Annotated in this window: 16 protein-coding genes; all 16 read left to right on the forward strand. The window is 46.9% G+C overall.

Annotation, left to right across the window (positions count from 1 at the left end):
* Positions 1-1,050 (forward strand): ABC transporter ATP-binding protein, encoded by a 1,050-nt coding sequence (locus CLV27_RS00175; protein WP_132524588.1) that lies wholly within the window; start codon positions 1-3, stop codon positions 1,048-1,050.
* Entirely contained in the window at positions 1,047-2,069 is a 1,023-nt protein-coding gene (locus CLV27_RS00180; RefSeq protein WP_132524590.1) for a molybdopterin-binding protein, read from the forward strand. Before CLV27_RS00175 ends, CLV27_RS00180 begins: the two co-directional genes overlap by 4 nt.
* Entirely contained in the window at positions 2,069-3,265 is a 1,197-nt protein-coding gene (locus CLV27_RS00185) for a molybdopterin molybdotransferase MoeA (protein ID WP_165863646.1), read from the forward strand. The genes CLV27_RS00180 and CLV27_RS00185 overlap by 1 nt, the downstream gene beginning before the upstream one ends.
* 92 nt (positions 3,266-3,357) lie before the next feature.
* Positions 3,358-4,599, forward strand: a complete 1,242-nt coding sequence (locus CLV27_RS00190) for a hypothetical protein (RefSeq protein WP_132524594.1) — start codon at positions 3,358-3,360, stop codon at positions 4,597-4,599.
* Positions 4,596-5,204, forward strand: a complete 609-nt coding sequence (locus CLV27_RS00195; protein ID WP_132524596.1) for a hypothetical protein — start codon at positions 4,596-4,598, stop codon at positions 5,202-5,204. The genes CLV27_RS00190 and CLV27_RS00195 overlap by 4 nt, the downstream gene beginning before the upstream one ends.
* Positions 5,201-6,070, forward strand: coding sequence for a cytochrome c3 family protein (locus CLV27_RS00200; protein ID WP_132524598.1), 870 nt, complete (start codon positions 5,201-5,203; stop codon positions 6,068-6,070). Before CLV27_RS00195 ends, CLV27_RS00200 begins: the two co-directional genes overlap by 4 nt.
* Before the next feature lie 10 nt (positions 6,071-6,080).
* Complete coding sequence (locus CLV27_RS00205) at positions 6,081-7,175, forward strand: hypothetical protein (protein ID WP_132524600.1); 1,095 nt, start codon at positions 6,081-6,083, stop codon at positions 7,173-7,175.
* Positions 7,175-8,107, forward strand: coding sequence for a formate dehydrogenase subunit gamma (locus tag CLV27_RS00210; protein WP_132524602.1), 933 nt, complete (start codon positions 7,175-7,177; stop codon positions 8,105-8,107). The genes CLV27_RS00205 and CLV27_RS00210 overlap by 1 nt, the downstream gene beginning before the upstream one ends.
* On the forward strand, positions 8,107-8,820 hold the full coding sequence (locus tag CLV27_RS00215; protein WP_132524604.1) for a hypothetical protein: 714 nt from the start codon (positions 8,107-8,109) through the stop codon (positions 8,818-8,820). Before CLV27_RS00210 ends, CLV27_RS00215 begins: the two co-directional genes overlap by 1 nt.
* Positions 8,821-8,832: 12 nt before the next feature.
* Positions 8,833-9,633 carry an NHL repeat-containing protein gene (locus CLV27_RS00220; protein ID WP_132524606.1) on the forward strand — a complete coding sequence of 267 codons (801 nt, stop codon included), beginning with the start codon at positions 8,833-8,835 and terminating at the stop codon, positions 9,631-9,633.
* Positions 9,633-12,275: a cytochrome c3 family protein gene (locus tag CLV27_RS00225; protein ID WP_132524608.1), complete on the forward strand. Its 2,643-nt coding sequence runs from the start codon at positions 9,633-9,635 to the stop codon at positions 12,273-12,275. Before CLV27_RS00220 ends, CLV27_RS00225 begins: the two co-directional genes overlap by 1 nt.
* A gap of 13 nt (positions 12,276-12,288) precedes the next feature.
* Entirely contained in the window at positions 12,289-12,438 is a 150-nt protein-coding gene (locus tag CLV27_RS08460; protein ID WP_165863647.1) for a hypothetical protein, read from the forward strand.
* Positions 12,439-12,448: 10 nt separating this feature from the next.
* Complete coding sequence (locus CLV27_RS08600) at positions 12,449-12,583, forward strand: hypothetical protein (protein WP_274542976.1); 135 nt, start codon at positions 12,449-12,451, stop codon at positions 12,581-12,583.
* Positions 12,584-12,586: 3 nt separating this feature from the next.
* Positions 12,587-13,039 (forward strand): deoxycytidylate deaminase, encoded by a 453-nt coding sequence (locus CLV27_RS00230; RefSeq protein ID WP_132524610.1) that lies wholly within the window; start codon positions 12,587-12,589, stop codon positions 13,037-13,039.
* Between the two features lie 47 nt (positions 13,040-13,086).
* Entirely contained in the window at positions 13,087-14,055 is a 969-nt protein-coding gene (gene moaA, locus CLV27_RS00235) for a GTP 3',8-cyclase MoaA (RefSeq protein WP_132524612.1), read from the forward strand.
* The gene (locus CLV27_RS00240; RefSeq protein WP_132524614.1) at positions 14,056-14,322 is read left to right on the forward strand and encodes a hypothetical protein; all 267 of its coding nucleotides are present in this window, start codon (positions 14,056-14,058) and stop codon (positions 14,320-14,322) included.
* Positions 14,323-14,334: the final 12 nt, after the last annotated feature.

A 14,334-nucleotide genomic window follows, 5' to 3' on the forward strand; every position in this document is an offset into this window, starting at 1 on the left:
GTGCTGGAGATTTCTGTTAAGAAGCGTTTTAAGGACTTCTGCTTAGACGTTGAGTTTTCGTGTAGGACAAGGATAACTGCCCTCTTTGCCCCTTCCGGTTCTGGGAAGAGCCTTACGCTTCAGACAATAGCAGGCCTTGTAGAGCCCGACGAGGGAAGGATAGAAGTTAACGGTAAGCTTTTCTTTGACTCTAAGAGGGGAGTTAACCTTCCACCCCAAAAGAGGAGAGTCGGTTACCTCTTTCAGGACTACGCCCTCTTTCCCCACATGACCGTAATTGAAAACGTTCGGTTTGGAAGTAAGGACGAAGAGCTCGTTGGAGAGCTCCTTAAGATTTTAGAGATAGAGGAGATAAAGGACAAGTTCCCCTCAGAAATTTCAGGTGGTCAAAAGCAGAGAGTCGCCCTTGCCAGAGCTCTCGCCACAAAGCCCCATGTTCTCCTCCTTGATGAGCCCTTTTCTGCCCTCCACAAGGAGTTAAAGCTCTCCCTCTACAGGGAGATAAAGAAGATTCAGGAGCTCTTTGGCATTCCGATTATCTTGGTAAGCCACGACATAGACGAGGTCTTTGAGCTTGCAGACTTTATTGTTGTAATGGAAAAGGGTAGAGTCGTTCAGACGGGAGAGCCTTTTTCAGTTTTTATGAACCCCTTAAACCTTAAAGTAGCTAAACTTTTAGGACACAGGAGCTTCCTAAAAGGAAGGGTTGTATCTGTCGGTAGCGACTACCTTGAGGTTAAGCTGAGGTCTGGAATAAAGCTAAAGTGCAGGAGGAGGGAAGGAGTAGCCGTAGGTGATGAGGTTTTTGTCTCTATACTTCCCTTTTCCCTTGCCCTTTCTCCTTCCTTAGAGTCAACAAAGCTTGTAGTTCTGGTAAGGAAAATCTCCAGTAGCAGGGAGTTTAAAAGGATAGAAGTAGAAATAGAGAGAGAGAGAGTGGAGCTCCTAATTCCCTCTTCCCTTTCCCCAAACTTTATAATGGAGGAGGGAAGAACTGCTACCATTTACCTATCTGCCGACTTTATTCCCGTTATAAAGGAGGGTTCATGAAGAAGAAGGTAAAGGTTGAAGACGCTGTAGGGATGGTCCTCGTTCACGACATAACGGAGGTGGACTTAGACAGGAACTTTAAGGGAAGAGTTTTTAAGAAGGGGCACATAATTCGTCCTGAGGACGTTGAAAAGTTAAAGAGGCTTGGAAAGGACTACATATACGTTCTGGAGCTCTCTGAAGATGAGATTCACGAGAACGACGCTGCCGTAATGCTTGCAGAAGCCATTATGGGGGAGAACACCTACAGGGACGAAGAGCCCGTTGAAGGGAAGATAAACATCTACTCCTCTGTCTTTGGCGTTGTGAAGATAGACGTTGAAAGACTTCTTAAAATCAACATGATAGGTGAACCTTCATGCCCGACGATTCACAATAACATGTACGTAAAGCCGGGAGATAAAATCGCTGCCGTTAGGATTATTTCACTGGTAGCTCCAAAAAAGCAGATAGAAGAAGCTGTAGAAATTGCCCGTGGGGGGATAATAAGGGTCGTTCCTTTCAAGGAGAAAACTGCAGGAATAATAATTACCGGTAACGAGGTTTACTACGGAAGGATTAAGGATAAGTTCTACGAGCGTCTAAAGCCCAAGCTTGAGTTCTTTAAGTGTAGCGTAAAAGAAAAGGTTATCCTCCCTGACGACAAGGAACTCATAAAGCAGAAGATTCTGGAGTTTGCCGATAAGTACGACGTTGTTGTTCTAACTGGTGGAACATCTGTTGACCCGGATGACGTTACCTACTTGGCCGTAAAGGAAGCGGGAACTCAGAACTTTATAAGAGGCAACCCGATACAGCCCGGTAATATGCTCAGTATGGGGTGGCTAAATGGAAAGCCCATAATTGCCGTCCCGGCCGCAGCTCTCTTTTTCAAGGCAACCTCCTTTGACATCTGGCTTCCAAGGCTTTTAATAGGCGACGTAATTACAAGGGAAGAGGTCGCCATGAAGTCCCACGGAGGCCTGTGCCACAGCTGTCCTGTATGCGTATTCCCAATCTGTCCTTTCGGGAGACCGTGATGAAGGTGAAGAGGGAAGAGGCAAAAAGGATAATACTTGAAGCGTGCAAAGAGAAATCTTTTGAGGTTGTAACCTTAGATGGGGCTTACGGGAGGGTTCTTGCGGAGGACGTTTACTCTCCGGTTGATGTACCCGGCGAGGATAAGTCGGCCATTGACGGCTACGCCTTTAACGCAGACTCTGTAAAGGAGCTCCCGGCAAGACTAAAAATCGTCGGCGAGACGGCTGCCGGAGATACCGAAAAGAAGAGGGTTAACCTTGGAGAGGCCGTCTTTGTTATGACTGGTGGAGTGATTCCTGAAGGGGCAAACGCTGCTGTAAGGATTGAGGATGTTTCTGTAGAGGGGGATTACGTAGTTGTTGACTTCCCGGTTGAGCCCGGAACACTTGTAAACTTTAAGGGGAGTGAGATAAAAAAGGGTGAAAAAGTTCTTGAAAGGGGAGAGCTCCTTGACTACCGCAAAGTTGGTCTCCTTGCAAATATCGGCATTTACCGGCTGAAAGTTTATCAGAAGCCAAAAGTTGCTGTGATTGCTACCGGAAATGAAGTCCTTGAGCCTTACGAGCCTTACAGGCCGGGAACTGTGAGGAATTCCAACTACTACATACTAAAGGGTCTCCTTGAAAAGGAAGGAGCTGAAGTCGTCTATATGGGAGTTGTTGGAGATAGCCTTGAAGAAATGAAGGAGCTCTTTGAAGAAGCTGTAAGTTCAGGAGATTTGGTTGTTACAACCGGGGGAGTTTCAAAGGGAAGGTACGACTTTGTCAGGGATGTTGTGGAGTCTTTAGGTTTTGACGTAAAGTTTTCAATGACCAACATCCGTCCGGGGAGACCCTTGGTTTTTGCAGTTAGGGGGGAAAAGCTCTTCTTTGGGCTTCCGGGCTACCCGGCTGCCATGTTTGTTAACGCCTTAGAGTTCCTTGTACCCGCTGTTAGGAAGCTCTCCGGCAGGAAAGAAGTAGAGAACCACTACCTTGTTGCTGTTGCGGCTGAACCACTAAAATCAAGGAAAGGGAGGGTTGACTTTATTCGTGTAAACTTTCTCGTAGAGGAAGGAACTCTAAAGGTAAAGAGTGCCGGCAGTCAGCAGACCTCAAACTTAAGAACAATGGCAATGTGTGATGGGCTGGCTATTGTAGGGGAAGAGAGAGGAACTGTTCAGGTGGGGGAAGTTGTTGAAGTGTTTAAGATTTAAAGATAAGGAATTTTCTATCTTTTAAAAACTTGACAAACGAATTTTTATTATTGTAATATCCATACTGCAGCCTTAGTGAGAGAGGGACGAGCGTGGGGATAAGAGAAGGGTTACTGGCGCTGTCGCTGGGGGCGGGATTAGTAGCATCCCAGTCATTAGCTGCGGTAAAAATTCCCAGCTATGAGGGAGAGGTAGAAACGCAAATAGAGATTAGAGAAGATGTCCGTAGTGACGATTCCATCCCTTTTGATACCTACTTAAAGATTGACCTTAAGGATCTAAAAGGTAATTCTGACCTCTACTTCTACGGAAAGCTCTGGAAGGACTTTGGGTACGGTGGCACTTGGGAGGCTGACCTATATCAGCTCTACTTAGATGTTCCTCTCAATCAAGGTGCAAAGCTTACAGTTGGAAGACAGTTTATATCAGAAGGTTTTGAAACTTTCGTATCTGATGCCTTAAAGTTTGAGCAAAAGTTAGAAAACGGTTTCAGGTATACCTTCTACATAGGTAAACCGAGGTTCTTTGAGCCAAACACGCCCGACGGAGACGACTTTTTAGCCGGTTTTAAGTTTGACTACAAGGGCTTCTTCTTAGGGTTTCAACACTTAAGGAACGATGGGAGGCTCGTAAAAAGTTCAGTTTCCTTTGGAAACTACAGCTACGTGAGCGAGGAGTTCTCATACTACACAAGGTTTGAAGTTGATACGGCTCACGGGGAGCTCTTAGAGGCCAACTTAGGGCTTAATTACTTCCCTACGAGAAAGCTCCGCCTTACTACCAGCGTAGAGTACGTTGACCCAACCTATACCTATGGAGATGGACTTTACAGGGGAGAGCCGATTTTCTACCTCTTCTCGCCGCAAGGGAGGGAGCTCCGCTTTACACAGAGCCTTTACTACGACGTTACGGATGAGTGGCAGCTCTTTGAGTCCTACACGGCCGTTGACCTTCAGCGGGAAGGAAAGGACAACGGACACCTTTTAAAGGTAGGACTTATCAGGGACAGGTGGTTTGAGGAAGGTTTAAGGTGGTACGGAGCTTTCCTCTATCAAAATAGCTGGACGGGCATCCTAAGGGGAGTGGAGCTTGGTTTTACAAAGTGGTTCTGTGAGAAGTTTACCTTGAGGGGAACGGCTGACATAGCCCGTTACGATAAACTCATCTACGGTAAACAGTGGGCCAACGCCTTCTACCTTAGGGGAACTTATCAGGTGGGAGAGTTCTCAAACTTAGAGCTTGGTGTTGACCTTAGGAAAAATGAGGACTTTGAGAGGGATACCCGTTTAATCCTTAGGTACAATTACCTCTTCTGGAGTGGAGATAGGAAATGAGAAGTTTTGTTTTCGGCCTTTTAAGTCTGTTTTTGGCTGTTTCCCTCTTTTCCTGCGGAAAAGAGGGGAAGGTTGACTACAAGAGGGAGCTTGGGGCTGTAGCAAAGTTCCACCACAGGGACCATAAAGCCTTCATTGACGAGCACGGCTGTATTCCTTGCCACAAGATGAACGTTGAGATGAAGTGGGCCGATATAGAGGCTGCCGAAAAGGGTTCAAAGAAGCTCATAATGCCGTCAAAAGTTACCTGTCACTACTGCCACAACAACCCTGAAAAGACCCCGGCTCCAAACGCTCCGACAAAGTGCTACATCTGCCACTTTAACATGAAGGAGATAGAGCCGGCAGACCACAAAACCGGAAACTGGTTGAAAGACCACAGGTTTGCCTACTACGGCGAACCTAAAAGGTGCGACGAGTGCCACAGGCAGAGGTTCTGTATAGACTGTCACTCTCGCCGTGACGTGATAAAGCACAAGGTTCACCCAAGGAACTATGAATACACCCACAGCATAGAGGCAGCGGCCGACCCTGCCAAGTGTAGCAGGTGTCACCGCGTAGGTTTCTGTATGGAATGTCACACAAAGGGGACTTGGGCAAGATGAGGAAGGGAATAGTTTTAGTTGGATTCTTGGTCTTTACAGCTGGAGAGGTTCTTGCTGCTACCTGTGGAGGAAAAGGTTATACGGGAACGGAGAATACTTACTGTCTAAGGTGTCACTCTGGGTGCCCTACCCTTCACGTTGTCAGCGAGGTGAAGGTTAAAGAAACAGAGTGCCTGAGGGTGCCTTCTGATTTCCCCCTTAAAGACGGCAGGATGGTCTGCACGACGTGCCACGATATGACTTCTAAAGGAAAGGACTTTTTAAGGGCTAAGAAGAGGCTTTTAAAGAGGTTTGACTTCTGTTTCCAGTGTCACAATCCAGACTGCTACAGGCAGTTTAATCCCCATAAGACCATAGCTTCTGAGCTAACTTGGGAAGAAAAGAAAAAGGCGTGCATTTATTGTCACGGAGTAGGAGCAACCTTAGACGCTTACAAGGCCTGTGTTGGCTGTCATACTAAAACTCCCCACGTAGGAGCTCCAGAACACCTCTTTGCCTCTAAGGAAAAGGTCAGGAAGCTCGTAGAAGGAAAAGAGGGAGTTTTAAATATAACCTCTATGAAGGAACTTAAGCCGAAGGTAGATGAAAGCGTTTTAAGAGAGAGGAAACCGAAGGTTATTTTAGTAAACGGAAAAATAGAGTGTATTACCTGCCACAATCCCCACCCGCAGATAGCTTTTGCAGCTCCACCTATGGATAGAGAGTGGGCGGAAGTTGCTAAGAGAGACCTTGATTACAGGCTTAAGAAAATGAAAGAGAAGCTTGAAGGCTTTGAGCTTAAGACAGAAGAAGTTGAGCTAATGAGTAGGGAGCTTACGGGAGGTAAGCTCTGTCAGGTCTGTCATTCCATTAACTCGCTGAAGTAGGGGGTAAAGAGTGAGAGCCTTGGTTCTTGGAGTAGTAGGAGCTCTGGCGCTTTCAGGGACGGCCTTGGGAGTTGGTATAAGCGATGATGGGTGTTTAAAGTGCCATAGGCTAAGGGGTTTATCTGTTGTAGATAGCAACAATAGGATAAAGGACTGCAGTATTAACGGAGCTCTCTACGCCCACTCCATCCACAGGAACGTGGGGTGTAGCGAGTGTCACGACAAGATAGAGCAGTATCCCCACAGGCCGGAAAACACGCAGGCCAACTGTGCAAACAAGTGTCACGTGGCCGACCCTTCAACGAAGAAGCCATTTTCCCACGAGAGAATCTTTGAAACTTGGAAAGAAAGCGTTCACGGGAAAAACTACGAGAAAGCTCCAGAGCTCTACCCAAGCTGTAGTTACTGCCACGCTAACGAGCTCCTTGTGGACGTAGAAAAGTTTGAAGCTCTCAAAGGAAGCTTTAGCAGGTGCTCCCTGTGTCACGAGAATAAGGACTGGCTCAAGGACAGGCTCTCCCACGTTGCAAGCAGGGAGCCCATTCCTCTCATAAAGAACGGCTTTGTCCACCAGTTTGTTAAGACAAGGCGAGACGGCTGGGAAATTGTGGAGCTCTGCGCAAGCTGTCACGAAGACAGAGAAAAGATGGAAAAGGCCTTAAAAGTTGAAGGGATAGAGGACGAGTTTGAAAAGGAAAGAGTTCTTACGGCCGTTGAGTCATACAAGGTAACCATGCACTCAAAGATGCTCTACCTTGATAGGGAGGATAACAGAGCTCCCGACTGCTTAGACTGCCATACCAACAAGGATGGCAACTTCCACGACATATTCCACAAAGATGACCCCCGCTCTTCAATAAACGTGAAAAACATAGAGCTAACCTGTGGAAGGTCCACAGAGTGCCATCCTTTAGCTCCTATAAAAGACATGAAAAACTTTGCCACTACGAAATGGGTTCACATGCATCCTATTCCTGATTCTTTAGGTCAGAAAATAGTGAAAATCATAGAAGAGTTTATGTTCTGGCTCACGACGGGAACGCTCCTCTTTGCTGTGACGATTGTAGGACTTGACCTTCTTAAAAACTTGAGGAGGAAACACTAATGGGACTCTGGGAGGCCTTCAAGAAGAGGTTTAGGATTAGACCCGAGCAGGACAAGCTTTTGATAGTTGACGGCGAAAAGATAATGATACAGAAGTTCACCCTCTTTCAAAGGCTCTTGCACGTGGGAATGTTTTCAACCTTCATATGGCAGATACTCTCAGGTTATCCCCTAAAGTTCTACAACACAGAGTGGGCCCAAGTAATGATAAAGCTGCTCGGTGGCATTCCGGGCGAGATGACCATTCACAGGATATCTGGATTCATAATGTTCTCTGACTTTATGCTTACCGTCCTTTACATAATACTCATACTGATAGCCAACTGGGACTTAGCCAAGAAGGATTTCTTTGGTTACTTCAAGATTGTTCCGGGACCGACGGATATTACGTTCGTTCACTACATCAAGTACCTCTTAGGACTTAGGAAAGTTCCTCCGGACTGGGACGAGTACATCTGGGTTGACAAGTTTGACTTCTGGGGTGTTGGATGGGGTATGTTTGCAATCGGTATTACCGGTTGGATGCTGTGGCTTCCTGAGGTCTTTACCGGTTACCTTGGACTACCTCCTGAAACTATTCAAATTGCCTACCTCATGCACTCAGACGAGGCAGTCTTGGCCCTTGGATGGATTGCCCTTGTCCACATGTACATCGTTCACTACGGACCTAACAAATTCCCTATGGACTGGATATGGCTCTCTGGAACGGCTTCAGAAATTGAGTGGATAGAGGAGAGGCCGAGAAGTTACAGGAGAATAATAAAGGCCGTAGCAGAGAACGAACCCCACCTCCTTGAAAAGTACCCGTTCTTAAAGGAGCGCTACGAGTTTGTCCTTGAAGTGGAGAAACTGCCCGAGGAGGAGATGATAAAGAGGATGCACGAGTACGCTCACCATCTCCTTGAAAAGGAAGTTGAAGGGAGGACTGCGTAATGAAGAAGTTTCTGGTGCTTGCGTTTCTAATAACGGGCGGTGTAGCCGTAGCAGGCAGTAACCCACTCCTAACAGCTCCAGCTACAGACTCAAAGAAGTGGGAAGAAAAGTTGAAAGAGTTTGAAAGGCCAGAACTTCCAAAGGAAGAAGGCTATCCCAAGCCTTTCCACTCTCCAAACAGCTATGAGTACGCTTTAAATGACGTTTGTTCTGCTTGTCACACCTTTGCTGCCCACAAAAAGGACGAAAAGTACGCACCCTTTTACAACGCCCATGGAACTTTCTTGAGCTGCAATACCTGCCACTTCGTTAAAGAGGGCGTAACCTACAGGTGGGGAGAGATTGAAGGTGGCAAGGTTGTCCTTAAAGAAAGTGGAGACTTCTATGGCTTAGAGTACGTTCGCTTAGGAAACAGAGTGGTTCTTTCAGGCGAGGATAGTAAGGCAAAAATCCTTCCGGTTCTAAACGGAGAGCCTGTAGAGCTCCCTCTTAAAGGCAATGAAGGACTCTTGGACGATCCTGCTGCTGTTGCGAGGATGCACAACGCCTTAACAGAGCCCTTAAAGTGTGACGACTGCCACAGGGAGAGCGGAAGGCTTGACTTTAGAGCTCTCGGCTTTAGCGAGGAAAGGGTAAGGGACCTTGAACACAACGAAGTCCTTGAAGGACTTAAAAAGTACGAAACCCTCCACTTTCCAAAATTCATCTGGTAGAGGTAGAGGAAGATGAGACTTCTCTTGGCCGTGCTCCTTTCACTGCTTTCTTTAGCCGGAGCTCTTGCAGAGGAGATAAAGGGAGACTGGAAGTTCCCTTCCGATATAGCCGTTGACGGCGAGAAGCTCTTTGTGGTTGACGGACTCAACGACCGCATAGCCGTTTACGACCTTTACGGTGAGCACATCGGGGACATAAAAGTAAAAGCTCCCTTTGGAATTTACGCTGAGAAAGGGCTCCTCTACGTTACGAGCCAGAAGGGCAAGCTCTACGTAATGGACGAGTATGGAAATGTTGAGAAGGAGCTTGAGCTTGAAGGAAGGCCGATAGACGTTGTTAGGTTTGGCGACAAGCTCTTCGTAACGAACGGAGAGACCAACACAATTGACGTTTACAGCTTGGACGGGGAACTCTTAGAGAGAATTGGAGGAAAAGGTTCTGCGCCGGGACAGTTTGTGGGGGTCTTCCTTGCTGACAGGTCAAAGGACCTCCTCTTTGTTGTGGACTCCATCAACGCAAGGATTCAGGAGTTTAACTTTAACGGGAAGCTTATAGACTCTTTTGGAAACTTTGGCGTTGAAGAAGGGAAACTCTTTAGACCTAAGGGGGTTGCCTACTGTAACGGAGTAGTTGTTGTCTCTGACTGCATTACGGGAGTTGTTCAGACCTTTAACCTTCATGGAGGTTTCTTGGACGTCGTTGCTGAAGACCTTTACTACCCGACTGCTTTAGCCTGTAGTGGAGATGAACTTTTCGTCCTTGAACCGTTGAAGGGGAAAGTTTCCATATTCAGGATTCAAGGGGTAAGGTAATGAGGAAAACCTTAGCAATTCTTTTGACCGTTCTGGTTCTTCCGGGAGTTTCAGAGGCAAAGCTCAAGAAGAGTATGAAAAAAGAGTGTTTGGTCTGCCACGAGAACTGGTTGCTTGAGACAAAGGTGGAATCTCCGAAACTTTTAAGCAATAGGTCCTTAAAGGCTGCAGATAAGCTTATGTGCCTTTCCTGTCACGATGGTTCCCTTGCTGACGATAGGGAAACTTTCCTCGGCTTTGGTCACTTTTCCCACCCGGTAGACAAAGAAGTACCTAAGGACTTTAAGTTGCCGAAAGGCTTCCCAACTAAGGACGGAAAGCTCTACTGTGGAACTTGTCACACTCCCCACACTGAAACCGGTAGCGAGAAGAAACTTGACTACACCTTCATGAGGAAGCCGAACGTAAACTCTGCCCTCTGTATGGAATGCCACAAAGCGAACGCCGAGCACGGAATGAACCATCCCATTTTAGAGGATACTGCTGATAAGCTCAGCGATGAGCTAATAGAGAAAATTTCCCTTCTTGGTGGAAGGGTTACTGAGAGTGGGGAGCTCCAGTGTGAATCCTGCCACTCCCCTCATAAGGGAAAAGCCAAGAAAGCTCTGTTAAAGCCGGTTGACAGATCACAGCTTTGTATCGTCTGCCATACCGATAGGCTTAACTCTGAAGAGCATAAAGATTACAGAAATCACCCAATTCACAAAGACTTCCCCGAAGAGGCAGAGATAGCCCTATTTGAAGAGAAGAAGGCTATTACAAAATCTGTTGAGTGTATGACCTGCCACAAGGTTCACAAGGAGGAGAACAAACACCTCCTCGTGGCGAAAGAGGAAAAGCTCTGTTCCTCCTGCCACGTTGAGGAGGGTAAAGTTAGCTCTACAAAACACAATATCGCTGGTAACTCCTGTAAAAGCTGTCACACTCCTCATAAAGCAAAGGGTCCAAAGCTCTGGAGCAGGGAAATTCCAGAAGACGCCTATGACTACGCTTCAATCATAGAGGTCAAGGGTAAGAGTGATATCCTTTGTCTTTCCTGCCACTATACCGGGAACAAGATAGAAGGCAAGGAAGTTGTAACCGTTGGAACGCTTACACACCCGACGGGCAAGAGCTTAAAAGAGAAGGTTAATCTACCCCTCCCCAACAAAAAACTTGCCTGTGTTACCTGCCATGACCCTCACCACGCTTACGACGACGGTAAAGAGAGTAAGTTCTTGAGGAAGGAAAGGCTTTCCCTCTGCTACACGTGCCATAAATCTCAGACTAAGGTGAAAGAGGGAGCACACGGAGAGATAGACAAGAAGAGGTGGAAGAAGGGAGACTGTTTTGCCTGCCACAACGTTCACAACGCCAAGGACGGTTACCTTTCAAGGGTAGTTTACGGTGAAATATCCCCTATGGAACCTGCGGTTGACGGTTTCTGCTTAGCTTGCCACGACCCTGAAGGTATGGCTGAGCATAAGGTTAAAGAGTCTATCTACAACGAACACCCTGTTGGAGTAAAGAACCCAACGAATAAACTGCCCGGCAAGAAAATTGCCTGCGTTACCTGCCACGAGCCCCACTCCCACGAGGAGGAGCTCCTCAGAATTCCCGTAAAAGGAGATTCTGCTCTTTGCCTGACTTGCCATACAGATAAGAACCTTAAAGGAACTTCCCACGATTTACTTCACAACCCGGAAGTTAAGCTCTCAGAGGAAGAAAGGAAGGAACTCCTTAAAGGTGGAGCCTGCTCTGCCTGTCATACTCCTCACAATCCGGCGTACAAGGTTCTCTGGTCAAGGAAGCTTGGAAAAGGTAGAACTATAAACGAGAGGATGTGTAACTCTTGCCACTCTGAGGGTGGGTTGGCTGCCGATAAGACGATAGGAAAACATACCCACCCATTCGGTAGGGAAGTTACAGAGAAGAACCTTAAGATGATTAAGAATTCCAGACTTCCGCTCATAAGCCAGATGACAGGCCATCCGGCCAAGCGGGGTGAGTCCGGTGTCCTTGACTGTGCAACTTGCCACGAGCCCCACAACGGTGCCGACAAGAAGAGACTTACGAGGTACACAGTTGAAGGAGATAGCTCTCTCTGTACAGCCTGCCACACCAGCGAAGCGGCGGTTGTCGGTACAGACCACGATATGCGCGTTGTGGGTAAGAAGTTAAAGGGTGGCGTCTGCTCTGCATGCCACGTTCCCCACAACGCAAAAAATGAGCTTCTCTGGGCTAAGGAGGTTAAGAGAGTCTCCGGTAACAGAATGTCTGACTACTGCCTCTCCTGCCACACTAAGGGAGGACTTGGAGAGAGCAAGGTTATCAAGTACTACTACCATCCATCTAAGGACGTTAAGGTTAAAAACCTTGACAGGCCGGGAAGGGAAGGCGACTGGCCTCTCTTTACGAAGGATGGCAAGAAGGTAAGTGTCGGTGGAGAGATTGTCTGCGAGACTTGCCATAATCCACACGTCTGGAGTAAAGACGGAGGAGCTCCCCATAAACCTGTTGAGGGTAACGTCCTTAACAGCTTCCTGAGGAATAGAACCTTAAAGGGTAGCATCTGCGTTGACTGTCATGGACTTGACGCCCTTTACAGGTATAAATTCTTCCATACTAAGAAAGTTCACCAAGAAACCCCCTCTTACAAGTAGCGGAGGTTAGAAAATGGCAAGGGAAGTAAGCTCTAAGGATATAGAAAGGGAAGCTTTAATAGTTCTAATAGCTGCCCTTTCCATACTCCTCCTTCCTATCTTGGGAGTTTGGTTTGTAAAGTTCGTCCACTGGTACTCCAACTCAATATTTATGTGGCTATGAGGAGGAAGGCGTGGGAAGAGCTCTAAGGAATATATTCTTCTTCAGGAAGTGGATAGCCTCTGTTGAGCTTATCCTCTACATCTTTATGTTCCTAACCCTTATAATGACTGCCTACAACCACCTCTTTGGTGGAGGTCACCACTAAGGAATGCCGAGGCCCTCTTGGGACGAGTACTTTATGTCCATTGCTGAAATGGTCTCAACCCGTTCTACGTGCCTTAGGAGGAAGGTAGGGGCTGTTCTCGTTAAGGATAAGAGGATAATCTCAACTGGCTACAACGGTCCTCCTTCTGGGCTTAAACACCCAGAGGAGGTTGGTTGTCTCAGGGAAAAACTTGGAATTCCCAGCGGCGAGAGGCACGAGCTCTGCCGTGGCCTTCACGCTGAGCAGAACGCAATCATTCAGGCGGCCCTCCACGGCGTTTCAACAAAGGGAGCAGTCCTTTACTGTACCCACTGTCCTTGCTCCCTGTGCGTTAAGATGCTCATAAACGCAGGAATAACGAAGGTGATATACAAGGAAGGCTATCCCGACTGGCTTGCAAAGGAAATCGCAAAAGAGGCCAACCTGCCGCTCATCCAGTATCAAAAAGAACTTTAAGCTTTTTTGGGCTACCTGTGGTAAAATTCGGCTGAGGGCCGCCAAGGATGAAGATAAACTACCTTAGAGTTTCCGTTACCGACAGGTGCAACTTCAGGTGCCGTTACTGCGTTCCAGAAGGAACGAAGGAGTTCATCCCCCACAGCGAAATCCTGAGGTATGAAGAGATAGCCGAAATAGTAGGCATTTTCTATGAATTTGGAGTTAACTCTGTAAGGTTAACCGGAGGAGAGCCTTTAGTAAGGAGAGGTTTAGAGAACCTTATCCTGCAGATAAAAGAGAGAGGAATAGGAGAAGTCTCACTTACTACAAACGGTTTTTTGCTTTCTGAGAAAGCAAAACTTCTTAAGTCCTGCGGCCTTGATAGAGTAAACATCAGTATTGATACCCTTGACCCTGAAAAGTTTGCCTACATAACGGGAACAAAGAATAAAGGAGCTCTCTCTAAGGTCATAGAAGGGCTTGAAACTTCCTTAGAGGCCGGGCTAACGCCCGTTAAGGTAAATACCGTTCTGATAAGAGGGTTTAACGATTCAGAAGTAGAGGACTTCATTCGCTTTTCTGAAAATTACGAGGTTGAGGTTCGCTTTATAGAGCTCATGCCGGTTGGTGGAGAGTTCTTTACCAAGGAAAACTTTATACCGGCTTCAGAGATTAAGAGGTTCATAGAGGAAAGGTTTGGGAAGCTCATTCCGGTTAAGACCCGCAAGAAAGGGCCGGCAAAATCCTTTAGAATAGAAGGAACGCAGGCAGTTGTAGGCTTTATTTCGTCTGTTAGCGAGCATTTCTGTAACTCCTGTAACCGTTTAAGGCTGACTTCAGACGGTAAACTCCGCCTGTGTCTGATGAAAGACAGGGAGATTGACTTAAAGTCTATTCTTCGCTCCCCTGTCTATAGCAGGGAACTCCTCAAGAAGGTTATTTTAGAGGCACTTGTAGAAAAGCGTAGCGTTAACGGCATTGAAGCTTTAAGAAGTTTGGGGTGTCATAGAAAAATGTTCACAATTGGAGGTTAGATGACCGTCTCAGAAGTGGCTTTAAGCGTTATAGCTGTCTGTATGGTTCTAATAACCATTGGAACTATCGTCATTTCTGTAGCTCTTTATAGGCTTCTTAAAAAACTTGAAGAAAGTGTAGATACCGTAAACAACCAGCTTAGGCCTGCCGTTCTGGAGCTAAAAAAGACCGTCCTCAACGTAACTGAGGCTTTTCAAATAGTAGAAGGATTTGTATCTTCGGTTAGAAAGTTTAGAAGGAAGAAAGATAAGAAGGAAGAAAAGTGAACTCTTGCTGGA

It is taken from the genome of Phorcysia thermohydrogeniphila (assembly GCF_004339575.1).
In the GTDB taxonomy this organism is placed as follows: domain Bacteria; phylum Aquificota; class Aquificia; order Desulfurobacteriales; family Desulfurobacteriaceae; genus Phorcysia; species Phorcysia thermohydrogeniphila.

What these genes read in the sequence shown, in the direction of transcription:
- CLV27_RS00180 (WP_132524590.1), top strand. Translation starts at nt 1,047, where the DNA reads ATGAAGAAGAAGGTAAAGGTTGAAGACGCTGTAGGGATGGTCCTCGTT.
- CLV27_RS00185 (WP_165863646.1), top strand. Translation starts at nt 2,069, where the DNA reads ATGAAGGTGAAGAGGGAAGAGGCAAAAAGGATAATACTTGAAGCGTGC.
- CLV27_RS00195 (WP_132524596.1), top strand. Translation starts at nt 4,596, where the DNA reads ATGAGAAGTTTTGTTTTCGGCCTTTTAAGTCTGTTTTTGGCTGTTTCC.
- CLV27_RS00200 (WP_132524598.1), top strand. Translation starts at nt 5,201, where the DNA reads ATGAGGAAGGGAATAGTTTTAGTTGGATTCTTGGTCTTTACAGCTGGA.
- CLV27_RS00210 (WP_132524602.1), top strand. Translation starts at nt 7,175, where the DNA reads ATGGGACTCTGGGAGGCCTTCAAGAAGAGGTTTAGGATTAGACCCGAG.
- CLV27_RS00215 (WP_132524604.1), top strand. Translation starts at nt 8,107, where the DNA reads ATGAAGAAGTTTCTGGTGCTTGCGTTTCTAATAACGGGCGGTGTAGCC.
- CLV27_RS00220 (WP_132524606.1), top strand. Translation starts at nt 8,833, where the DNA reads ATGAGACTTCTCTTGGCCGTGCTCCTTTCACTGCTTTCTTTAGCCGGA.
- CLV27_RS00225 (WP_132524608.1), top strand. Translation starts at nt 9,633, where the DNA reads ATGAGGAAAACCTTAGCAATTCTTTTGACCGTTCTGGTTCTTCCGGGA.
- CLV27_RS08460 (WP_165863647.1), top strand. Translation starts at nt 12,289, where the DNA reads ATGGCAAGGGAAGTAAGCTCTAAGGATATAGAAAGGGAAGCTTTAATA.
- CLV27_RS00230 (WP_132524610.1), top strand. Translation starts at nt 12,587, where the DNA reads ATGCCGAGGCCCTCTTGGGACGAGTACTTTATGTCCATTGCTGAAATG.
- moaA (WP_132524612.1), top strand. Translation starts at nt 13,087, where the DNA reads ATGAAGATAAACTACCTTAGAGTTTCCGTTACCGACAGGTGCAACTTC.
- CLV27_RS00240 (WP_132524614.1), top strand. Translation starts at nt 14,056, where the DNA reads ATGACCGTCTCAGAAGTGGCTTTAAGCGTTATAGCTGTCTGTATGGTT.